Source organism: Turicibacter sp. GALT-G1, from assembly GCF_025594995.1.
GTDB lineage: Bacteria > Bacillota_I > Bacilli_A > MOL361 > Turicibacteraceae > Turicibacter > Turicibacter bilis.
Genome location: NZ_JAMQUS010000072.1, coordinates 23638 through 45473, shown reverse-complemented (window position 1 = coordinate 45473; position 21836 = coordinate 23638). Strand labels below are relative to the sequence as shown.

23 protein-coding genes are annotated in these 21836 nt (G+C 34.8%); 5 read left to right on the top strand and 18 right to left on the bottom strand.

Features of this window, described 5'->3' with window-relative positions; genetic code table 11:
- Positions 1 to 298 precede the first annotated feature (298 nt).
- From NEH74_RS12020 to NEH74_RS12010, 3 genes are all read right to left on the bottom strand, one after another.
- A complete protein-coding gene (locus NEH74_RS12020) occupies positions 299 to 1465 on the bottom strand; it encodes a leucine-rich repeat domain-containing protein (RefSeq protein ID WP_262941411.1) in 1167 nt (388 codons plus the stop codon).
- Between the two features lie 157 nt (positions 1466 to 1622).
- Positions 1623 to 2882 carry a VanW family protein gene (locus NEH74_RS12015; RefSeq protein ID WP_055305331.1) on the bottom strand — a complete coding sequence of 420 codons (1260 nt, stop codon included), beginning with the start codon at positions 2880 to 2882 and terminating at the stop codon, positions 1623 to 1625.
- A 129-nt stretch (positions 2883 to 3011) separates the two neighbouring features.
- Positions 3012 to 3629 carry a hypothetical protein gene (locus NEH74_RS12010; RefSeq protein WP_055305330.1) on the bottom strand — a complete coding sequence of 206 codons (618 nt, stop codon included), beginning with the start codon at positions 3627 to 3629 and terminating at the stop codon, positions 3012 to 3014.
- A 585-nt stretch (positions 3630 to 4214) separates the two neighbouring features.
- Here NEH74_RS12010 and NEH74_RS12005 point away from each other — a divergent pair.
- Positions 4215 to 4610 carry a hypothetical protein gene (locus NEH74_RS12005; RefSeq protein ID WP_055305329.1) on the top strand — a complete coding sequence of 132 codons (396 nt, stop codon included), beginning with the start codon at positions 4215 to 4217 and terminating at the stop codon, positions 4608 to 4610.
- Between the two features lie 110 nt (positions 4611 to 4720).
- On the opposite strand, the gene NEH74_RS12000 is transcribed toward NEH74_RS12005, so the two are convergent.
- The 9 genes from NEH74_RS12000 to NEH74_RS11960 form a co-directional block, all read right to left on the bottom strand.
- A complete protein-coding gene (locus tag NEH74_RS12000; RefSeq protein ID WP_262941410.1) occupies positions 4721 to 5953 on the bottom strand; it encodes a DUF1002 domain-containing protein in 1233 nt (410 codons plus the stop codon).
- A 229-nt stretch (positions 5954 to 6182) separates the two neighbouring features.
- Positions 6183 to 7574 carry a 6-phospho-beta-glucosidase gene (locus tag NEH74_RS11995; RefSeq protein ID WP_262941409.1) on the bottom strand — a complete coding sequence of 464 codons (1392 nt, stop codon included), beginning with the start codon at positions 7572 to 7574 and terminating at the stop codon, positions 6183 to 6185.
- A 335-nt stretch (positions 7575 to 7909) separates the two neighbouring features.
- Complete coding sequence (locus NEH74_RS11990) at positions 7910 to 9337, bottom strand: 6-phospho-beta-glucosidase (protein WP_055244081.1); 1428 nt, start codon at positions 9335 to 9337, stop codon at positions 7910 to 7912.
- Positions 9338 to 9417: 80 nt separating this feature from the next.
- Positions 9418 to 10707, bottom strand: coding sequence for a PTS sugar transporter subunit IIC (locus NEH74_RS11985; protein WP_055305328.1), 1290 nt, complete (start codon positions 10705 to 10707; stop codon positions 9418 to 9420).
- A gap of 28 nt (positions 10708 to 10735) precedes the next feature.
- Positions 10736 to 11038 carry a PTS sugar transporter subunit IIB gene (locus NEH74_RS11980; RefSeq protein WP_055275833.1) on the bottom strand — a complete coding sequence of 101 codons (303 nt, stop codon included), beginning with the start codon at positions 11036 to 11038 and terminating at the stop codon, positions 10736 to 10738.
- Positions 11039 to 11056: 18 nt separating this feature from the next.
- Positions 11057 to 11371: a PTS lactose/cellobiose transporter subunit IIA gene (locus NEH74_RS11975; RefSeq protein WP_055244086.1), complete on the bottom strand. Its 315-nt coding sequence runs from the start codon at positions 11369 to 11371 to the stop codon at positions 11057 to 11059.
- 12 nt (positions 11372 to 11383) lie between these two features.
- A complete protein-coding gene (locus tag NEH74_RS11970) occupies positions 11384 to 12817 on the bottom strand; it encodes a 6-phospho-beta-glucosidase (protein ID WP_055305327.1) in 1434 nt (477 codons plus the stop codon).
- A gap of 191 nt (positions 12818 to 13008) precedes the next feature.
- The gene (locus tag NEH74_RS11965; RefSeq protein ID WP_055305326.1) at positions 13009 to 13749 is read right to left on the bottom strand and encodes a MurR/RpiR family transcriptional regulator; all 741 of its coding nucleotides are present in this window, start codon (positions 13747 to 13749) and stop codon (positions 13009 to 13011) included.
- A 238-nt stretch (positions 13750 to 13987) separates the two neighbouring features.
- Positions 13988 to 16156, bottom strand: a complete 2169-nt coding sequence (locus tag NEH74_RS11960; RefSeq protein ID WP_055305353.1) for a DNA topoisomerase III — start codon at positions 16154 to 16156, stop codon at positions 13988 to 13990.
- A 134-nt stretch (positions 16157 to 16290) separates the two neighbouring features.
- On the opposite strand from NEH74_RS11960, the gene NEH74_RS11955 reads away from it, so the two are divergent.
- A complete protein-coding gene (locus tag NEH74_RS11955) occupies positions 16291 to 16893 on the top strand; it encodes a C39 family peptidase (RefSeq protein ID WP_055244091.1) in 603 nt (200 codons plus the stop codon).
- Between the two features lie 4 nt (positions 16894 to 16897).
- Here the strand turns inward: NEH74_RS11955 and NEH74_RS11950 are convergent, their stop codons facing one another.
- Positions 16898 to 17062 carry a hypothetical protein gene (locus NEH74_RS11950; RefSeq protein WP_156343937.1) on the bottom strand — a complete coding sequence of 55 codons (165 nt, stop codon included), beginning with the start codon at positions 17060 to 17062 and terminating at the stop codon, positions 16898 to 16900.
- Between the two features lie 133 nt (positions 17063 to 17195).
- Here NEH74_RS11950 and NEH74_RS11945 point away from each other — a divergent pair, with 133 nt between their 5' ends.
- Positions 17196 to 18110, top strand: coding sequence for a cation diffusion facilitator family transporter (locus NEH74_RS11945; RefSeq protein WP_055244093.1), 915 nt, complete (start codon positions 17196 to 17198; stop codon positions 18108 to 18110).
- A gap of 149 nt (positions 18111 to 18259) precedes the next feature.
- Here the strand turns inward: NEH74_RS11945 and NEH74_RS11940 are convergent, their stop codons facing one another.
- Together NEH74_RS11940 and NEH74_RS11935 are read right to left on the bottom strand one after the other, a co-directional pair.
- The gene (locus tag NEH74_RS11940; protein ID WP_055305325.1) at positions 18260 to 18928 is read right to left on the bottom strand and encodes a hypothetical protein; all 669 of its coding nucleotides are present in this window, start codon (positions 18926 to 18928) and stop codon (positions 18260 to 18262) included.
- A gap of 100 nt (positions 18929 to 19028) precedes the next feature.
- A complete protein-coding gene (locus tag NEH74_RS11935) occupies positions 19029 to 19829 on the bottom strand; it encodes an HAD-IIB family hydrolase (RefSeq protein WP_055275844.1) in 801 nt (266 codons plus the stop codon).
- Between the two features lie 188 nt (positions 19830 to 20017).
- Here NEH74_RS11935 and NEH74_RS11930 point away from each other — a divergent pair, with 188 nt between their 5' ends.
- The gene (locus tag NEH74_RS11930; RefSeq protein ID WP_256637890.1) at positions 20018 to 20146 is read left to right on the top strand and encodes a hypothetical protein; all 129 of its coding nucleotides are present in this window, start codon (positions 20018 to 20020) and stop codon (positions 20144 to 20146) included.
- Between the two features lie 94 nt (positions 20147 to 20240).
- On the opposite strand, the gene NEH74_RS11925 is transcribed toward NEH74_RS11930, so the two are convergent.
- A complete protein-coding gene (locus tag NEH74_RS11925; protein WP_055275846.1) occupies positions 20241 to 20462 on the bottom strand; it encodes a hypothetical protein in 222 nt (73 codons plus the stop codon).
- 54 nt (positions 20463 to 20516) lie between these two features.
- Entirely contained in the window at positions 20517 to 20927 is a 411-nt protein-coding gene (locus NEH74_RS11920) for an alpha/beta fold hydrolase (protein ID WP_055305324.1), read from the bottom strand.
- A 135-nt stretch (positions 20928 to 21062) separates the two neighbouring features.
- Between NEH74_RS11920 and NEH74_RS11915 the strand changes: the two genes are divergently transcribed.
- Positions 21063 to 21494: a hypothetical protein gene (locus tag NEH74_RS11915; RefSeq protein WP_055305323.1), complete on the top strand. Its 432-nt coding sequence runs from the start codon at positions 21063 to 21065 to the stop codon at positions 21492 to 21494.
- A 133-nt stretch (positions 21495 to 21627) separates the two neighbouring features.
- Here NEH74_RS11915 and NEH74_RS11910 read toward each other — a convergent pair whose 3' ends face one another.
- Positions 21628 to 21750: a hypothetical protein gene (locus NEH74_RS11910; protein WP_262941408.1), complete on the bottom strand. Its 123-nt coding sequence runs from the start codon at positions 21748 to 21750 to the stop codon at positions 21628 to 21630.
- Between the last annotated feature and the right edge of the window lie 86 nt (positions 21751 to 21836).

Below are 21836 nucleotides of genomic sequence, written 5' to 3'. Positions count from 1 at the left end.
CATATCAATGAAAGACCTTCAGAAGTGATCCAAAGACTCTGCGAAAAAATGTGAAAAACTTATCTGTTTCTATATATATGAACCAATAACCGTCATTGCTCGCCTAAGTGAAAATCTTAAAACGTCATAAAAACAGACTTCTTATAGAGCGAGCCTTATTATAACATCTCCTTTACTTCTTGCACATACATATTCAGTAGTTTACAACAAAAATCCCTTCATTTTCTCTATCATCCAACGAGAAAGATAGCTCTAATTCACGGATTATCCAAATAAAAAAGCGATCTAACGACCGCTTTTATTCTAATTCCTTGAATGAAAGACGAAGTTCACCACTAAATGGAATCTCTTCATTTTGATTATGAAAAAACACAGTAATCAGTGGCTCTAACTGATTAACAATCAGTCGTGATTTTAAAACGTCGTAGGTGACTGTTTTGGGACTGATGGCTGTAATCAATGGAACCTCCCCATTTGTATCAATTAATCTTCCTTTCAATTCAATCGCATATTCAGATTTATTAACCCAAATCGATTCCCATTCAACCGACTGATTTTCAAGGCTAATGATGGGTAATGCATGTATCCCCTTTAAAGAGGTAATTTGATTGCCTTGAGCAAGTAAAGCTAGCAAATGTGGAAGCTTAGTAATCGGCGTTAAATCTTTTACCCGATTATTCATAATACTTAATGCTTCTAATGACTCGACGCTAGCTAACGGTGTTAAATCCTCTATATGATTATGATTTAAATCTAAAAACTGAAGTTGTTTCAATTTTTTTAACGGCTCTAGATTCTCAATTTGATTTTGATTGGCAAATAACATTTGAAGGTACTTAAGTGCCGAAATTGGCTTCAAATTATGTACTTGGTTCCCATTAATATTGAGTTGGTACAATAAATATAACTGACTTAATGGTTCAAGTGATTGTATCTTATTATCATCTAAATAAAGGACTTCAAGATTCACGAGTGGTAACAAGACTGCCAAATTAGAAATCCCAACTCCTCTCATCGATAATAAGGTTAATTGTTTCATAAATCGAAGTTCATCATAGCTTTGAAGCGGATTATAATCAAGAAATAACGTCTTTAAGTTTTTTAATTTTGTTAAAGGCCATACACTTTGAATCTGATTTTTACTGAGGTTTAAACTTTGTAGATCTACGAGTGAACTCATAGGTCTTAAATCTTTGATTTGATTATTCATTAAGCTGATTTGTCGAAGATTAACCATATCTTTTAAAGGTGTAATATCAATAATCTCATTATGATTTAAATATAGTGCGGTAATCTGAGTTGCATAACTCATCCCAGTCAAATCTTTGATTTCTTTGTTATCTAACGTGACAGTTCCTTGTAAATTTGCTAACTGATCTTTAGTAATTACTTGGTCAGCTGGCTGATTTAAATATTGCTTATTTAAGGCAGCTTTTAATTTTTCGTCTCTTATAACATTATTCAATGGTCATCACATTCTTTCTAGTCTGCTACAAATTCCTTTCACTTATCTTGCTGTTAATATGACCAGGATACAATATAAGATATTCTCTGTTTCTTAGGTTGGCACGTTAAATGACATAAAAAAAGCTTCACTTCCGCTCGGAAGTGAAGCTTTTCTCTTACTTATAAGTACTTGTATCAATATATTCATTATACACCAAGCTACCATTTGTATCATACCCCAATAAGTAAGTTTGATATTTGTTCTGCCCTACTTGTTTAACCTGTGGTTTATACGTCACTCCATCCAGGGCATCTTCATTTGACCAAAATTCAATCGTTAACGTTCCACCACTCGTATAGGCATTAATATAAATTGGATAATCTAATGTATTTACGAATTTAAAATCGATTGCATTTTCTGCCATCGTCGCATCCAGTCCGACAGGTACATATCCAACTTGTAAACTATGATTACGACGTTCAGTAGGCATAATTCCAGCTAGTAACACAGTGTTATAAAGCGTTGACGATACTTGACAGATTCCGCCTCCAACTCCATTAACCGGTTGAGCGTTAACAAAGATAGTTGCATCAACATAACCATTTGAATAAATAACAGGTGACACTTTATCTGTATACGAGAACTCATCCCCAGGCATTAACAATGTCTTGTTAATTTTAGATGTTGCTAGTTCTACGTTTTTCGATCTTGGAATACCGACTGGGAAGCTTGAGCTATAAGTTGAGATTTTATAGTTCACTGACTTTAACAGTTCAGGATCTTTCGCTTGTTTATCAACGATTCCTTCTGCTGTCACTTCTATAGTCTCTGCGGAAACTTCATTTAATGCCGTTTTAACCTGCTCTTTAATTGCATCTGCATCAATCGAATAGCCTGCATGTCCTTCCGTCACTTCAAAGTTCCCTGCTGAAACCATTTTAAACGTTGGCTCTTCTTTGTCAACATAAAGCTGCTGTGCAATGGATTGAATCCATTCATCCACTAATGACTCATCATAGCTATATTCAATAGTATATTCAACTACTGGTGCTGCTTCAATTCTTTTTGCTTGTTCAAGAATTTCTAAATCTTTACCAAGTGCAAAAATTTCATCAGTTAATTCATTAACATCTTCACTCGCAACAAAGCCTAATTCTTTTAACGTCTTTGAAAAAGTTTGATCATCAATTTTAACTTCAATCAAACGTGATTCAAGCCCTTCAACTTCTTCTTTTAAGACAAGTTCTAAATTAGCTTTAGAGATTTCTGATACATCCTTCTCATTCACTTTAATATTTGGAAATGTAATGTCCTCATACGTCAGAACTAATTCTTTAGCCTGATAGTATTCATATGCTTTAATCCCCCCGAATACTAATCCAACAGTTAAAATTCCGACAGCCCCTCCAATTAATAATTTTTTCTTCTTACTCATAACATGACCCCTTTAATTCAGTCTTTAATCTCCTTATCTCTCTCTCATAAGCCCACATTTATCATAACATAATGTCACGTTTTTTTAAGAATATTTCATTTTTTTGGTGTTTTTTTCCAATAATTCGACTTACTCTTTGACATTAATCATGTAATTAAAATGTTCTCCCTTTCCACTTTCAAAACTGATGAGATATTCGCCAGGTCCTGCATAACTATAATAATTAAAACAGCTTTGATCCGTATTGGCTTGCAAATAGACGAGCTTACAAATCATTTCATCATTAACAATAGGTTCATAAAGAATATGAGGACTTTTAGCATAATTCCCAATATTATATGCGATGGTTGCTTCAGCTAAACTTTGTGGTTTTAATGCAATATCTTGATAAAAAACAGTCGGATGAACAACAGACTGTAACGTTTGAGACATAATAAACTCTGGCATAAAATAACGATAATTAAAATGGAGGACTAATGCCTTTTTAAATCCCTCATGCGAATCTTGAATAACTTCATAATCAGTCAACGTTACTTGCCAAAGGACATCGTTTTGATCTCCAGATAAAAAGACAACAGGATCTCCCATCGCATAAAATCGATTACTTTCATAATCCTCTCGATTAACCTCATCCATAATTAACAAACGTTGATGTTCTTCCGACACCTCATCATTAATAGGTTCAGATTTTTTTTCACACCCACAAAGATATATTCCTAGCATTAAGATAACAATCCAGCGCTTCATCTACCCCATCCTTCTTTTAAACTATTCTATCATTAACGGTTGTTTAATTGCGACACTTACCACTTGGTGACTAATGCCCTAAATTTTAAATCCTAATTCAAACTCAACAAATTCACGTGGTACCTCGCCATAAACGGACAACTCGCTTATCTTTCATAAAAACAACTAAAACCATTTAATCACTAAGGTCATCTGTCACTTCTATAACGACTAATTTATTATAAATTAAGACTACCATTAAACCCACTATCATGACAATAAAAAATAACCCTACACGTTTCATTTTCCCACCTTTTTTTCAATCTAATCCTTTTCACCCTCAAAATTCTATAAGTAATTTACAAAATGATGCAGGACTGTCATTAATGATCTAGCCTCATTTCTATTAATTAACATTTCCCTTAGTTCACTCGTCACAACGACCTTTTCTAACGATAAATCATTCTCTTCTCATTCATGTAACTACACTTATAGTGTATATTCATCTTAAAAATACAAATTGTAAAAATAAGGAAATAGACTCATTGAATCTTTAATCCATACAAACTATAATAAACTTAACGATTCAGGAATGGGGGAAATTAAATGAATCAAACGTTAATCATCATAAAAAAAGTTTTAAAAAACGGATTTTACTGTCTATTATGGTTCTGGATGCTTATAAACTTAGGATGGAGTTTAACCATTGGGTGTGCCGATCCAATGATTATCATGCCAGAAGAAGTCGTTCCATGGATGACGTCCATGTTCATTGTCACAATGATTTATTTATTAATGGTACCATCTCAAAAATGGAACTGGACACTCCTTCCCATTATCGGACTTTGGAGCATTCAATATATTTATGCACTTATTTTTCACTATCATCCGTACGATACATTAATGGATGGAATCGGATTTTTCGCAACTTTGACATGCTATTTACACAACTATCTAAACTCAAAAAAGCAATCAATAAACCAAACAAATAAAATGGCCTAATCGGCCATTTTTTTATCTCTTTGATTCTATTTGATATAATTCCTTTAAAAAAAGAGAACCCTTAAGGTTCTCAAATAAGTATTTTACTTTTCGCTTAAATATTAATTTTGTTATTCTGATACACTTTCGTTGTTTTCAAGATCATTGCTTGTCTCTTCTGGTACTACTTCTGCTTCATTTTCTTCAGAATTTTGTTCAACATTATCTTTTGGCTCATTTTCATCTACGTTCTCACCGGCTGTTAGATCTTCTGTGTTGATATCTGTTTCTTCTGAAGTGGTAGGTTCAAAAACTTCAACCTCTCCACTTTCATCACTATTTTCAATTGAAGCATTCATATCAGACGGTTCCTCTTCATTTAAAATAGGAAGATCTACTTCGTTTGATGAAATAAATAAACCTTTAATCCATTCACCAATTCCTCTGACTAAATCAACGAACCAGTTACCAATTTTTTCTAAAACCCCAGACTCTTTCAGCTTAACTCCCGCTTCTTTTAAACTTTCAGAAATACTGTCACCGATATTTTTCATCGTCTCTTTAATATCTTTATAATCGATATCTAATTTATTCACGTCTTCCATTAAGTTGGCTATTCTTTCAGTTGATTCTTCACTCAAATCGACTCCATAATTATTTGTGACGTTCACAATAATTTGTTCGATTTGAGTGGAGTTTGGAGAGTCTTTAATAACTTGCTGCTTAATATCATTGATAATCCCAGATGCTACCGTTGAAGAATCACTTGAAGAATTAATTTCATTGTCTGGATTATTCAATATTTCATCCGCTATTTCTAACGTTGTATCGATTTCTTCTTTAGCAACAATTTTATTTTCTTCAGATAAACTTTCTCCCATAATTTCCTCTGCACCCGCTAAAATCCCTGCTAATGCAGATTCACCCGTTACCATAAACGGTGCCGATACAATAACCTCACAATTTAAAATCCCAGAAGTGATTAATGCATTCGCAAACATTTCATTCGTTACTAAACTTACATTTTTAGAAGAAACATTAATTCCTCCTTGGTCCGTTAACTTCACATAAGCTGATGAATACCAGCCACCTTTATAGTCATCTAATGCATCTGGCGCTAATCCTAATTGTTTAATCGCTGTTTCATTATCTACATAGATAGCCTCCATCTCATCTGAAACACCAAAATAATCTCTTAATGCTGCTTCTTCACGTTGATTCAAACTTGAACCAAATGATAAAATTTCCCCTTGACGATACTCACCAGTAAATGATGATTTAGCAAAGGCTGTCATTGATACACTTAATCCAGCAACTACTGTTAAAGCTAGCACTGTTTTTTTAATCAAACTATTTTTCAACATATTATAGTTCCTCCCTAGTTCTGCTATATGATAACAAATCAGTCATTTATCTCTACCTCTTCCAAAATCAATGGTATTTTACCATGTTTTAATTCATGATGAAATATAAATTTAACAGAACTATCACTTAAAGTCATGTAAAAGCTGTATAAAAACAACACAATTTTTTAACTACTTCACAAAAAAAACGGAGCAAAATCACTCCGTTTTAGTTCTCTATTTGTAACAATTAATAGCCCTCGGCTATTAACCTTTGAACTTTTTCATCTTTAACCTTAACACCAGCTTCTTTTAATTCTTGAATTTTTTTTGCAAATTGAGGAAGATATTTTTCATTAGCAACTAACATTTCATCTAATACTTGCTTTGCAATATTTCCTCCCATCACTTGTGGATTTAATAAGAAAGCCTGTAAAGCTAAACCATAATCACCTGTTATTGCAGCTTCAATTGTACATTCTTCCATAGCCTTCATGACTTGTAGCCATCCTTTTTCAGCACTATTTAGTTTCCCCCACGCAACAGGAGATGCTCCCTTGGCTGTTAAATAACTCGTTACTTCAATGATACTATCAGCATCTAAATCAGGTAATGCTCCATTATTTTTTGTCGATACCACCATCGGAATATTTTTATTATTATAGATTGCATTAATACATTCGCAGGCAGCATCGCTATAATATGTTCCTCCACGTTGTGTGAGTTGTTCTGGCTTATAATTAAGAGTTGGATCTTTATATAATTCAAATAGTTCCGCTTCTGTCTTCTTAACTTGTTCTCCTCGTGTACCTATCCCATGATACTCTTCTAATCCATGCTTTAACATTTCATCTTGTAAATAATAATATCGATGATATCCACATGGAATGACTTTCATTTGTTCTAATTGTTCTCTCACAAAATCAACTTTAAAAATATTAGTAGGGGTTCCATCATCTTTGGTATACATGGCATCAATAATATCTTCTGTAATGTCTTTTCCTGTTTTATCAAATACTTTATGCCAGTGAAAATGATTTAAGCCAGCAAATTGATAAATTAATTCTTCCCCATTTATCGAAAGCATTTCAGGTTCTTTCATCATCGAGTTCACGGGTACATTACATAAACCAATGCATTTTTCCCATTTTCCATATTTGATCACTGTTTCCGTAATCATTCCACTTGGATTTGTAAAATTAATTAACCAGGCATCTGGACATAACTCTTTCATATCCTCTACGATATCTAAAATAACCGGAACTGTTCGGAAGGCTTTCATCATTCCCCCAGCCCCATTTGTTTCCTGACCAAGCATGCCATAAGAAAATGGAATTCGCTCATCTTTAATGCGTGCATTTAATAAGCCTACTCTAAATTGAGTTGTAACAAAATCTGCATCAATTAATGCTTCACGACGATCAAGAGTTAAATAAACTTTTACATCATACGGTGATGCATCCCACATTCTTTGTGCCATTTGTCCAACAATCTCTAATTTTTCTTTTCCCTCTTCTACGTCGACTAACCAAAATTCTTTAATCGGGCACTCTTCATATCGTTTGATAAATCCTTCCATTAATTCAGGAGTATAGCTACTTCCTCCCCCAATTGTTACAATTTTAATGCCATCCCTTTTCACCTTCATCTACCTCCGAATGAACTTATAAGAATCTGTTAAGAAATTACCTTTACTAATCAAGAAACGTAGAGGTTGCTCTCATGATCTCCAATTAAGATAAATATTCTTTTTTTTACCTAGACCTCAAAAGATAGTTCCTCTAATTATAATCAACCTTAGAAATCAAAAAGCTTTACCGTAAATCCCCTAGAATTTCTCAGAAAATATAGTTTTTGGCTAGAAGTGTTATCTCTCCTTCAATCAAAAAATTACCTATATTATAAAATAAGTTTATAAATTTGTAACTTTTCCCTACTCACGCTAATTTTAGAGTTTAGAGGTGAGAAAAATTTATATTACGCTAATTGTTCACCATTCGACTCAATGACTTTTTTATACCAATCATATGATTTCTTTTTCGAACGTTTTAGTGTTCCATTCCCATCATTATCTTTATCGACATAAATAAAACCATAACGTTTTTTCATTTCACCTGTTCCAGCGCTGACCAGGTCAATACACCCCCAAGTGGTATAACCTATTAAATCTACACCATCTAATTCAACAGCTTCTTTCATTGCTTTAATATGTTCACGTAAGTAATCAATTCGATAATCATCTTTCACATAACCGTTAGCATCAGGAACATCAACGGCACCTAGTCCATTCTCCACGATAAAGAGTGGTTTTTGATAACGGTCATATAAGGCATTCATTGTAATACGAAGACCTAATGGATCGATTTGCCATCCCCATTCACTAGCTTCTAAATATGGATTTTTTAGAGTTTCAAAAGCATTTCCGTCTGTTGTTTTATTCACTTCTGGATCTGCACTTGTTAAGCGAGATGAGTAGTAAGAGAATGAGATGAAGTCAACGGTATGATTTTTTAAGATTTCAACATCCCCTTCTTCAAATGGAATTTCAATTCCTTCACGTTCAAGTTGTTTTAATGCATAGGCTGGATATTCTCCACGTGATTGAACATCAATAAAGAAATAATTTTCTCGATCTTTTTCCATTGACTTCCAAACATCAGCAGGATGACATGTATTTGCATATGTATTTCCCGCTGCTAACATACATCCAATTTTAAACTCTGGATTAATTTCATGACCAATCTTTGTTGCTAATGCACTTGCTACGAGCTCATGATGAGCCGCCACATATTTAACTTGTTGTTTATTTTCACCTTCTTCAAAGCATAAACCAGCTCCCATAAAAGGGAAATGTAAAATCATATTAATCTCATTAAATGTTAACCAATACTTCACTTTGTTTTTATAGCGTTTAAAGATGACTTCACAATAGTGTACATAATGATCAATCATTTGGCGACTTCTCCAAGAACCAATGGTCTCAATTAGATGCATTGGTACATCAAAGTGACAAATCGTCACAAGTGGCTCAATCCCATACTTTAAGCATTCATCAAATAAATTATCATAAAACTGTAAGCCTGCTTCATTTGGCTCCAATTCATCTCCTTTTGGAAAAATACGAGACCAAGCAATGGATAAACGATAACACTTAAATCCCATTCCTGCTAACAGTGCAATATCCTCTTTATAATTATGATACATATCAATAGCCTCATGACCCGGATAAAAATGATCATCATCGCATCTAAACATCTTCATTTCACCTGAACCAACTGAAAAACGATCGACACCTGCAGGCATCACGTCAACATTCGCTAATCCACGTCCACCTTCTAAATATGCTCCTTCACATTGATTGGCTGCCGTTGCGCCTCCCCATAAAAAATCCTCTCTAAATGCCATACTACTTCCTCCTTATTATCGTCGAATAAATTTTCCTAATATTTAAAAAAACTAGCTGAAGAAATTCAGCTAGTTTTGAATTAATTAGTGCCTTTCTCTGCTTGTAAATTCATCTTATCTATTTTGCGAATAAATGGTAAGTAAACGAAGAAGGATAAAGCTAAAATAAAAGTTTGTAAGACAGCCATTTTCCATCCTCCTACTAAGAACCCTGAAACAATTGGTGGTGTTGTCCATGGAACCATTACTCCACCAAACATTGGGACTAATCCAACTGCAATTGAGAAGTATAAGATTAATCCAGAGATGACTGGCATAGCAATAAATGGAATCGCTAAGAATGGATTCATTACAATTGGCGTCCCGAATAAAATTGGCTCATTAATATTAAATAGCCCTGGAACCCCCCCTAATCTACCTAACTCTTTACATTGGGCAGACTTTGCAAAGAAAATCATGTAAATAACTAATCCAATTGTCATTCCAGCTCCTGTTACATTTATAAATTGATCAAGGAACTGTTGGGTTACGATGCGTCCACCATTTTCAATTGTTAAAGCCATTCCAGAATCTAGGATTGCTTGATTGGCTAATGAGTTAGCCGTTAAAACTGAACCGATAATTCCACCAACAATCGTTGATCCATGAATACCAAAGAACCATAAGAATGGAATCATTAAGGTCATCACAATAACTCCACCTAAAGAATCTGTTAAACCTTGTAATGGTGTTTGAATAAATGCATAAACAGCTTCAATGAATGTTGTATCTAAGACAAATTTAAAGAAGGAATAAATAAGTGTCGCTCCTGTAACAATGACAAACCCTGGAATCAACGCTGTAAATGAATTGGCCACTCCTTCTGGTACACCAGCCGGCATTTTAATTCGAATATCATTCTTCATGAACCAAGAATAAATCCAACCAACTAATAAACCAATAATAATTGCTGAAATCATCCCTTGACCTGCTGTCCATGTTTTGTTAATAACATTGCTTACAATTTCTCCACTTTCAGTTACAACAAAAGAATCTGTTGTTAAAATAAATGTTACCGCTGCCAATACCCCTGCATTTAATGCCTCATATCCTTCATTTTTAACATATTTATAAGCAATACCGATAACCCCAATAAGTGCAATAATATTAAATGTAGCACCATATGCTTGATTTAATGGGTCAATCCATCCCATTGAATCAAACCAATTAACAACAGCTGGAACTGGAAAATTAGCTAATAATAAGAATACTGAACCCACAATTGTTAATGGCATCGTATATAGTAGCCCATCTTTTAGGGCTACAACTCCCTTTAAACTAACAAACTTCATAATTGCTGGAATTACTTTGTTACTAAAAAACTCTTGCATCTAAATCCCCCCACTATATGTATAGTCTCTATTTTAATTTTAATGCAAAATCTAATACATTCTTTCCATTCATCATCCCGTAATCTACCATCGGAATTACAGCTACCGGAATATTTTTAGGCTTACAAATTTGCTCTGCTGCTTTTAATCGATAACCAACTTGTGGACCAAGTAAGGCGATATCACAGTCATTTGTTTCCTTTTCCATTTCAGCTTCAGGATAAGCTGCAATTTGTACCTCCATTCCCTTTACAGCTGCTGCTTCTTCCATTTTTTTAACTAACATACTTGTTGACATTCCACCTGCACAAAATAATTTGATTTTTAACATTTTACATTCCCCCTTGAATTATTGATGATATTTATCGCTATAGAGTTCAATAAACTCTTCCGCTACAATTTTTAATGTCTCAGTTGTCATTAATTGATCTTCGGCATGCATAAGTAATAAGCTAAATTCTGATTTTTCACCTGCTGCTTCTTTTTGAATCAATGAAGCATGTGCATGATGACCATCAACAAACACTTTAACTCCATCTTCAATTAACTGTTTTGCTGCTTGAATGTTACCTTTTTTTGCCTCTTGAATTGCCTCGACATACATACTTCGCGCTGTACCTACAGCTGAAATAATTTGAAAACTAATTAATTCATTTCCATTCACTCAATTTTCCTCCTATCCTAATTGTTGCCCATTACTTTCAATCACTTTTTTGTACCAATCAAATGAGAGTTTTTTGCTTCTAGCTAACGTTCCATTTCCTTCATTATCACGATCGACATAAATCATCCCGTAACGCTTCTTCATTTCACCTGTTCCAAATGAAATGAGATCAATACATCCCCAAACGGTGTATCCTATAACATTCACGCCATCTAAGTTAATAGCTTTTTCCATTTCCTCAATATGATTTCTTAAATAGGTAATTCGATAATCATCATAAATCATTCCATCTTCCGATATTTGATCAATAGCGCCAAATCCATTTTCTACGATAAATAGTGGTAATTGATAACGATCATATAAGATATTTAACGTGTAGCGTAATCCAACAGGATCAATCTGCCATCCCCAATCTGACGCTTTAATGAATGGATTTTTAACAAAGTTTTTAAAAGCTTCATTAGCTTTTGTTTCTAAATTGGCTTTAACGGCCGCCGACATGTAATAGCTTAACCCAATATAATCCACTTTACCTTCTTTAAGGATCTGTTCATCGCCAGGTTCGATTACAATATTTAGTCCGTTTCGTTCCCACATCTTTTTCGCATAGTTTCCATATGCACCACGACAATGAACATCGGCATAATACCAACGTTTTCTCATCTCTTCTTCACAAAGCATCATATCTTCTGGGGCACACGAGTACGGATAGATCGGAACCATGGCCATCATACATCCGATTTTAAAATCTGGATTTATTTCATGACCTATTTTCACGACTTTCGCACTTGCAACTAATTCATGATGAACAGCTTGGTAAACAACTTCTTCCCGATTGTCATCTTCATTAAATATAATTCCTGAATTACAAAACGGAAATAAATCTTCCTCAAAATCAGCTTGATTATTAATTTCATTAAATGTCATCCAATATTTGACCTTATCTTTGTATCGTTTCATAACCGTTTCAGCAAATCTTACAAAGAAGTCAATACATTGACGATTTCTAAATCCCCCGTACTCTTTAACTAAGTGATATGGCATTTCAAAATGAGATAATGTAATGACGGGTTCAATCTTATATTTTAATAATTCATCAAATAAGTTATCATAGAATTTTAACCCTTCTTCATTTGGTTCTAATTCATCTCCTTTTGGAAAAATACGTGTCCATGCAATTGAGGTTCTAAAACATTTAAACCCCATCTGTGCAAATAATGCCACGTCTTCTTTATAGTTTGAATAAAAATCAATTCCTGTATGATTAGGGTAATAGTTTCCATCCTGTATTCCATCAGTAATCTTTCGTTTGACACCATGAGAACCTGCTGTCATTACATCTGCAATACTTATTCCCTTTCCTCCCTCATTCCAACCTCCTTCAAGTTGGTGAGCAGCTACTGCTCCTCCCCATAGAAATCCTTCCGGAAATTTATTTGACATCATCAATCCTCCCCCTAGAGTTTGAACTCTCTTACTCTTGATTACACGCTCATTATAACAAACGCTTACAAGTCTGTCATTAATTTCAAATTTCAAAAAAACAAGTAACGAATTCAAAAATTTTTTCCATAAAAAAAACTTGTTTTTTACTATTTTACAAACAAAAAAAGCTTATGAATGCATAAGCTTTTAAGCTAAACGATCTCAATATCTTGTAGTAAGTGTTGAACTTTTTTTCCAATTTTCTCTAAAATAAAAATGACAGGCACTTGTGTGGTGAGGTCTCCATACTGTACTCTATCTATCGGCATATAGTAAGTTAAACAAACATCTGACATTTTAGCAATAGTACTTGTTTCACTATTTGTTAAACAAACAATCGCACAATTAAATCTAATAAAACGTCGCAATTGTTCCATCACTTGTCCCGTCTCACCTGAAACCGATAAAACAACAATTACAGCTCCATCATAAAATCCAGCTGGAACTGGATAATAGGGATCATCAATATACTGGGCAACCTTTCCACTATTTGTTAAATATCTCGCTCCATACTTTGCTACAATTCCTGAACTTCCAATTCCAAGGAAAATGACCTTTGAAGCATAATAAATTAAACTTGCTACTTCATCCAGCTGTTTATTAAACTCTTCTGAATCTGCTCTATAAAAAAAATTTACCAATACTCTAATATCCTCTTTTTTAGCCTGATTAGGAACCTCATTTAGGTACATCTTATACTTTACTTTAAATTCAGAATACCCATTACACCCCATTTTTTTACAAAATCGAAGAACTGTTGTAGTTGAAACATGTGAACCTTCAGCTAACTCTCTTATTTTCATCTCAAGAACTTTCTCTTGATGTCTCATAATATAATTATAAACTTCTAATTCCAAGTCATTTAAATCTTTAACCTGCTCATATTTAAACACTTTGATTCCCCCATTATTCAAAGATTTCTACTTTCCAACTCACTTGTCACTCTATTCATTATAAGCAAATAATTAACCGTTTACAGATGTTGATTTAAATTTAATTATACAGTTAATATTTTTTAAATTCAATATGAAAATAACCTGAGACAAAAGGATGATATGTTTATCTCTTTTTAAGAAACTAATGACTACACTTATAAGAATAAAAGCCTCTCAACATTGAGAGGACCTTATTTTATAGTTTTAAGTTAGCTAATGCATCAGCTAAAGCTGAATTCATAGGTTCTGCATTTTTTTCTTGTTCTCGAAGATATTTTTGAACGTCGCGCTTGCTTCCTTGTTTTTTCTGTTCTTGTTTTCGTTTATTATAAGTACTTAATTTTTCACGGTGACCACAAACACAGGCAAACATTCGGTTTTCGCCTTCACCACGAAGCTCTAACTTCTTATGGCAGTTTGGACAACGTGAATTTGTGATTTGAGAAATGGTTTTACGTGTTCCACATTCACGATCTTGGCACACAAGCATTTTTCCACGTTTTCCATTAACCGCTAACATTGGCTTTCCGCACTCTGGACATTTCGTTGTCGTCAGATTATCATGCTTATATTTTGCATCACTGCCTTTAATTTCTTGAACAACGGTTGTCGCATACTCACGCATTTGATTAACAAAACTTTGACGTTTCAATTTTCCACTAGCAATGTCACTTAATTTTTGTTCCCACTCTCCTGTTAGTTCAGGTGATTTTAAATCGGTTGGGGCTAAATCAAGCAACTGGCGTCCTTTTGAAGTCAAGTGAATCTCTTGACCTTTCTTTTCAATCATGAAACTATTAAATAACTTTTCAATAATATCTGCACGGGTTGCAACCGTTCCAAGTCCACCCGTTTCATTTAATGTTTTTACCACATCACTGGATACCCCATTCATAAAACGAGCTGGATTTTCCATTGCTGATAATAAGGTCGCCTCATTAAAGTAAGCAGGTGGTTGCGTACGACCTGATGTTTGAATGATTTTTAAAATTGGTAAAATAGTACCCGCTTCTACCAGCGGTAAGTTTTGATGATCATCAGCCTCTTCATCTTGATGGCTATAAATTTCTTTAAACCCTAATGAAAGGACGCGTTTTCCTTTCGCTACAAATGTCTCACTTCCAATTTTCGCTGTTAACGTTGTTTGTTCATAGACGAACGGTTTCGAGAGTACCGCTAAGAAGCGTTTCACGACTAAATCAAAAATCTTACGTTCTTTATCACTTAAATCCGTTAATAAAGCTGTTTGTTCGGTTGGAATAATCGCATGGTGATCACTTACCTTTTTATCATCAACGAACGATTTATTCGTCACAAGTTTACCTTTTAATAACTGATTTGCCACTGCACGATAAGGCCCAATCGCGACTGCTTTTAAACGTTCAGGTAACGTCTCGACGATATCTGTTGAAATGTAGCGAGAATCCGTACGAGGATACGTTAAGACCTTATGATGTTCATATAATTTTTGCATGATCGATAACGTCTCTTTCGCCGAGAAACCAAACATACGATTGGCATCACGTTGTAACTCCGTTAAATCATAAAGTCCTGGCGCATACACTTTTTTCTCTGTCTTCGCTACCTTCTCAATTTGAGCCGACTGGCCTTGTAACGACTTGAATAACTGCCCAATACGCTCCTCATTAAACGTCTTAATATCTTTCGACTTCCCATCTTGCCACGTCCACTTGATTCCTTGACTGATCGCCGTTAACCCATAATAAGTCTTTGGCTTAAACTGCTTAATCTCCTCCTCACGTTTAGCAATCATCGCCAATGTTGGAGTTTGAACCCGTCCACAAGATAGTTGCGCATTATGTTTCGTCGTTAAGGCACGTGTCGCATTCATCCCCACAATCCAATCCGCCTCTGAACGAGCAATTGCTGAAGAATATAGATTATCATAGTTGCGACCATCCTTTAACGTTTTAAATCCTTGTTGAATCGCTTTATCCGTCACTGAAGAAATCCATAAACGCTTGATCGGCTTTTTAACGCCAACTTTCTCAATAATCCAACGAGCTACTAACTCCCCTTCACGTCCTGCATCAGTAGCAATGATAATTTCAGAGACATCTTTTCGAAGCATTTGTTCCTTAACTGCTTTAAATTGTTTCGATGTTTTCGGAATCACCACTAATTTAAACTGTTTAGGTAACATCGGTAAATCTTCTAGATTCCATGATTTATATTTCACATCGTAAGCTTCTGGATCGGCTAATGTTACTAAATGACCAAGTGCCCAAGTTACAATGTAATCTTTTCCTTCTAAATAACCATTTCCTTGCTTGGTACAATTTAAAACGCGCGCAATATCGCGTCCAACGGATGGTTTTTCAGCTAACACTAATCGTTTGCTCATGTTTAACATCCTTTCTTGAGTTAAATTCTTATTCATTGTATCATTTTCACCTAAAAAAAACTACGCTTCGATATTTTTACAGAAAATGTAAACCTATGATATAATAACTCTAATCAAACAGGGAGGATTTAATCATGAAGAAATTTTTAATTTGGGGAAGTCTGATTTTACTCGTTCTGACGACATTAGTTCTTTATTACCTATCGCCATTTCCAACAAGTGATCCAGTACAAGTGAACTATCCCGATTCATTTATCATTACGACGGAGAATCATTTTGAAACACAAGTCATCAATGAATGTTCTGCGTTCTCAAGTGCTTATGTCATGCGACACTTTGGGGAAACTAAAAAAGGCCTTGAACTCTATGAGGAATTTGATTATAAACTTCCGTTTTCCGGATATGTCTTGCCAAAAGGAATTTTAGATTATTTCAAAGACAGTTCTTATGATGTCACTATGTATCATGGAACATTTGAAACGTTAAAAACACGACTCACAGAAGGCACGCCAATTATTGTTTTAGTCGGAGATGGGCTAAAATGGCAACATTATATGACAGTTGTTGGCTATGATGATTCACTCCATGAAGTCTATTTCTTTGACTCTTTACGTGAAGGGGATGAAAATCAAGAAGCACCAGGAAATCGCACCCTATCAACGGACTATTTTTTAAGTATGTGGGATAATGGGGTTCCAATCTTTCATCATGTCTACTTTACCACTCAAAAAAGGTAATCCTTTAAAATAGAAAAGGATTACCTTTTTTTTGTTTCTCTTGTTCTTGTTCAAACACTTCATGACGTCTGAGTTGTTGATCATAAGCACACCAACAAATAAGTCCCATCCAGACGACACTGAGAATACAAATGATTAAGAGTATTTGAATGAAGATGTTGACACTCACACTGAATCCTTCCTTTATGTTTAAGATAACCTTACTATTCCAAAATCACGCCTTATTATACATCATTAGGCACGAATCCTAACTTTTCTCATATTTTATCATAACGATTAATTGAAACTTAGAGGTGATTCGTATGACTCATTCTACTCGTGAGCAAATTGGTAATCGTACGATTTTAATAACGGTCGTCATGAATATCTTTTTATCCTTGATTAAATTACTAGCTGGATTCATTGGACATAGTACGTCAATGATTTCAGACGGAGTTCACTCATTATCTGATGTCATTAGTTCCATTGGCGTTTTTATTGGACTTCGAATTTCTCAAAAACCAGCGGATATTGATCATCCTTATGGGCATGAAAAGTTTGAAGCAGTCCTCAGTAAAATTTTAGCGTTCATCTTATTTTTAACAGGATTATCAATTGGATACTCTGCCATTGAAACGATTGTATCCAGCTCTTATATCATTCCTAAGATGATGACCATTTGGGCTGCCCTGTTATCAATCGGAGTTAAAGAATGGATGTATCATTACACCATTCGCCAAGCGAAAAAAATTGAATCAACCGCCTTAGCTGCTGATGCTTGGCATCATCGAAGTGACTCATTATCTTCGATCGGAGCCTTAATTGGGATTATAGGGGCACGTCTTGGATTCCCCATTTTAGATCCTTTAGCTGCATTAGTCATCACTCTCATCATTTTAAAAGTCGCGATTGAGATTTTCGTTGAAGCAACGAATCAAGTCATTGATAAGGCAGCCAGCCCTGAACTCGTTAATGAAATCATTCAACAAATTCAATCGGTTAATGGCGTTTTAGCGATTGATTCTTTAAAAACACGCGTTCATTCTAATCGAATTTATGTCGATTTAGAAATCTCAGTTGAAGCAACCTTAAGCTTAATTGAAGCTCATACGATTGCAGAAGCGGTTCATTATCAACTCGAACAAAACATTCATAAAATTAAACATTGTACTGTTCACGTTAATCCTCTGAAACTTCCAAGCGATCCTCCTTGTAAATATCATCATCCTCATGAATAAGCCTTTCATCCTATATTCTAATTATTACCCACAAATATTATTAGAGCACAACAAGAAGTAAAGAATCTGTTTTACTTGAAGTGAGTGATAACTTTGAAGTCGCAAACGATCAAATCCCATTAAAAAAAGCCCTACGCTAAGTGGGGCTTTTACTGTTGCACTGGAAACATATAATACGGCATCGCCGTTGTTACCGGGCGACCAACCGTTGGCAGTTGATAACTTGTCACACCCGATTGAACCATGGGATAGTTAGCAACAGCTTGTTGAGCCATTGGATAAGGTGTCATACCAGCTGGATACATCGCCGTCATTGGCATTTGATAAGTCGTGGGTTGGACATAGGTGGATTGCGCAGGAATGGTATACACATGGTGAGTCTCTTTAATCGGTTGTTTTCCCTTCCATTCATCAAAGTCAGGATATAACTCCTCATCTTCATCTACTGCACTTGATGAAATGATTTGTTTTTGTCCTTGTTGATTTTGAACTTGTGTTGCTTGTGGCGCAGAGCCATAAGGTGAATAGCCATACGGCATCGGCTGAGCAATTGGAATGGGTTGAACAACTGGCTGTGTAATAACAGGTTGAGCCGCTTGTGCATTTTTAGAACCAAATGCATTAGCCAAAAAAGCACCCGTTAACCCACCAATAATAAATGAACCTATACCACCAAAGCCAAATCCACCCCATGGACCACCACCTCCACAATTACCACCTGGTCCACATCCGTCTCCATCCCAAGCTCCATCATCCAAACCCCGATATCCTCTCATTAAATGATACGGGATTCTTCTATATGAACGTGGCCAATACATCAATTCACTCCCCTTCACTAGTCTGTTATATTATATCCAACTACACGGAAAGTGGTGTCTAACCTTGAAACAAAAAAAGCTAAAGTTCCCTTTAGCCTCTTTAATGATGATTTAAAATATAACGCAGAGCTTCCCCTACTGTTTCAAAAACTGCTTCTGCTTGTTCTTTAATTTCCTGACGAGCCTCAGGTAAAGTAAAACCATGATACTGTTCAAACATGGGAACATCATTAAAACTATCTCCCATACAATACACATGTTTATCTTTAATCTCATGAAGCTTCGCTACATATTCAACACCTGTTGCCTTTGATAAGCCTTTAGCTGAAATATCAACATGTCTTAAATTTGAAAAAGCAACCACTTGATCCCCAAACTCTTCATTAATTTGCTTCGCAAATGCCACGGCCTGCTTATGACTTTTTGTTTTAACTGAAATTTGTACAACAGGACGATTTAAGGCCTGTTCTAACGTCAAACTATACTTTCTTAAAAAAAGCTTAAACATAGCAAACAAATAAAATGTCTTATGCGTTAGACCAAATGTTGTTCGATAATGTCCACAAATTCCATCCGTTACCGCATATTGCAAAACATCCTCTTCTTGTATTCGCGTGATAATCTTTCGTGCCACTGCTTCATCCATCGATTGCTGAAATAAAATCTTACCCTCCCTAGACATAATAATTCCACCATTCAAGCCAACAATGTAATCATACACAATCCCATGCATTTTTTGCTCGAGTTTCATCATCGAAATTGGACGACCAGTGGCAAAAACAAATAAATGTCCCGCTTCTTGCCACCTTTTTGTCACTTTAATATTTTTTCGTAAGTCCAATTGCCCTTTCTTCGTATGCTTCCAATACGTTCCATCATAATCTGATGCAAATAGTTTCATAAACGTCCCCACCTAAATTTAATCTTACTGCCATTATAACTGATTTTGTTGAAAATGAACCCATTATTTCACTTTAATTTAACATCTAAGCATTAAACTTCCTTCTTTTTATTACCTTATGCACACTATCTAACCTCTAATTCCAACCACTTACCACTATTTAAAAGATTTTAACCAAAAGGTATCGTATGCTAAAAACATCAGAAGGTGAGTTAATGAAAATTGAACTTCAAATTAATGAAGAACTAGACGAACCAACTATTCTTATTCAAACGCCTAAGTTAACTGAAGATATCCAACAAATCCTTCAACAATAAAAACGTAATCTTGTTATTTAAGGCCCCAAAAAAGTAATTGTCCCCCTTGACGCGATTTATTTAATACGTATCGTCACATTACCCGACTAATAAATTATTTATGGAATAACTGGATTCCCGATAAGACAGAAATAGCTCCAATTAATGCAAGATGTGTCCACTCTAACCAGACCCCAAAATTTCCACCTAAAACCACACTTGGTGATGTATTAGCTTCATCCACATAAATTCCTAATTGATAAAATAATTTAGCTGAAATGATTAAACAAATTAAACTCAAAATAAATAAAATCAGCTGTAACCCTTTATTCTTCATCAACCATTCTCCTTATCATTATTTCTATTTTTTTAAAATCTTATCATTCTCATCCTACCTTGTAAATAGCTTTATTTTTTTCCTTTCTTGTTCTATGCATAATTGATTTTGAATCTCTGTTTCTTTTGCTTTATTTAAAAAGTAGGTTCTTCCTGTACTCCGTTGTTCCCAGTTAACGATCGTATACTCATCTTCTAAATATTTTTGATATTTATAAATCATCGGTGTCATTGGGCTTCCAGGTCCACCATGAACAAATAAAATGATTGGATGATTGGCATGTTGACCTCGAATGGATAACCACTGCTGGATGCCATTAATTTCAATCACTTTTTCTTCATCAAGGCTATCATTAGCTAATATTTCATAATCCTTTAATGCTTTTTTTCGATAATATTCTCGATAAAGTAAGGCACCTCCCACTAATCCAAGAATGCCTTTCAACAAAGCTTGTCTCACATTCATTTTTCCTCACTCCTCCTATTATCTTTTACACACTAAACTTATGCTCTTTTTTAGCAAATCAGCCCAAAACTAGGCATATATTGATAGTGAGAGTCTATATTCATCTCAAATGATGATTAAGGGAGATTGATGATCATGGCTAATGTAAAATTTAATGAGAAAACATATTATGTTCCATCTGAAAAGTTTTTAGTTGGTGTTAAACAGCATTGTAATGTCTATAAAGATCCTTCAACAAGCTCTAAAAAAGTAGCGTCTGTTGAAGAAAATCAAGTCTTTTCTGTTTCATCTAAAGTCAATGACATGTATCGAATTAAATTAGGCTGGCTTGAAAATGAAGCCTGTGACATTTTAAAAGGACCAACCAATGAAGTCATCCAATTAGCAGAGTCTTTCGTTGTTAAAATCATCAGTAATATCCCAGTCTTTACTGAACCTTCGATGAATGCTCATACCGCAACAGTTTTACGTATTGGGGACGTAGAGCGTGTCGTTGGGGAATCAGAAGACTTCTTTAAACTCGAACATGGCGGATATATCGAAAAACGCGGTTGTCGCCGTTATTAAGTTTCTATCCTGAATGCCTCCCCTTCATACACTTTAATTATTTTATGCTGTTCTTATTTTCCAATAATTTAATGTATTTTTTTACCAACAAATTTTGATATAAGAGAAGCCCGATTTGACATCGGGCTTTTTCTTATCCTGCTAAAGGTATTGCACATTCCTCTTGCTTCAATGTATACAATTCATAAAAAGCACCTTGACGTTGCACCAATTCATCAAACGTTCCCGCTTCTACAATTTGACCATGATCCATCACGATAATTTCATCATACTGTGATAAAATTTCCTCACTTAACTTATGAATAATCGTAATCCTGAATTATTCATGACCATTCAAAAAAA

Excerpts from the sequence above, each read along its gene's own strand:
- NEH74_RS12015 (WP_055305331.1), bottom strand. The coding sequence starts at position 2,882 with ATGAGTAAGAAGAAAAAATTATTAATTGGAGGGGCTGTCGGAATTTTA.
- NEH74_RS12010 (WP_055305330.1), bottom strand. The coding sequence starts at position 3,629 with ATGAAGCGCTGGATTGTTATCTTAATGCTAGGAATATATCTTTGTGGG.
- NEH74_RS12005 (WP_055305329.1), top strand. The coding sequence starts at position 4,215 with ATGAATCAAACGTTAATCATCATAAAAAAAGTTTTAAAAAACGGATTT.
- NEH74_RS12000 (WP_262941410.1), bottom strand. The coding sequence starts at position 5,953 with ATGTTGAAAAATAGTTTGATTAAAAAAACAGTGCTAGCTTTAACAGTA.
- NEH74_RS11990 (WP_055244081.1), bottom strand. The coding sequence starts at position 9,337 with ATGGCATTTAGAGAGGATTTTTTATGGGGAGGCGCAACGGCAGCCAAT.
- NEH74_RS11985 (WP_055305328.1), bottom strand. The coding sequence starts at position 10,707 with ATGCAAGAGTTTTTTAGTAACAAAGTAATTCCAGCAATTATGAAGTTT.
- NEH74_RS11980 (WP_055275833.1), bottom strand. The coding sequence starts at position 11,038 with ATGTTAAAAATCAAATTATTTTGTGCAGGTGGAATGTCAACAAGTATG.
- NEH74_RS11970 (WP_055305327.1), bottom strand. The coding sequence starts at position 12,817 with ATGATGTCAAATAAATTTCCGGAAGGATTTCTATGGGGAGGAGCAGTA.
- NEH74_RS11960 (WP_055305353.1), bottom strand. The coding sequence starts at position 16,156 with ATGAGCAAACGATTAGTGTTAGCTGAAAAACCATCCGTTGGACGCGAT.
- NEH74_RS11955 (WP_055244091.1), top strand. The coding sequence starts at position 16,291 with ATGAAGAAATTTTTAATTTGGGGAAGTCTGATTTTACTCGTTCTGACG.
- NEH74_RS11945 (WP_055244093.1), top strand. The coding sequence starts at position 17,196 with ATGACTCATTCTACTCGTGAGCAAATTGGTAATCGTACGATTTTAATA.
- NEH74_RS11940 (WP_055305325.1), bottom strand. The coding sequence starts at position 18,928 with ATGTATTGGCCACGTTCATATAGAAGAATCCCGTATCATTTAATGAGA.
- NEH74_RS11935 (WP_055275844.1), bottom strand. The coding sequence starts at position 19,829 with ATGAAACTATTTGCATCAGATTATGATGGAACGTATTGGAAGCATACG.
- NEH74_RS11930 (WP_256637890.1), top strand. The coding sequence starts at position 20,018 with ATGCTAAAAACATCAGAAGGTGAGTTAATGAAAATTGAACTTCAAATT.
- NEH74_RS11925 (WP_055275846.1), bottom strand. The coding sequence starts at position 20,462 with ATGAAGAATAAAGGGTTACAGCTGATTTTATTTATTTTGAGTTTAATT.
- NEH74_RS11920 (WP_055305324.1), bottom strand. The coding sequence starts at position 20,927 with ATGAATGTGAGACAAGCTTTGTTGAAAGGCATTCTTGGATTAGTGGGA.
- NEH74_RS11915 (WP_055305323.1), top strand. The coding sequence starts at position 21,063 with ATGGCTAATGTAAAATTTAATGAGAAAACATATTATGTTCCATCTGAA.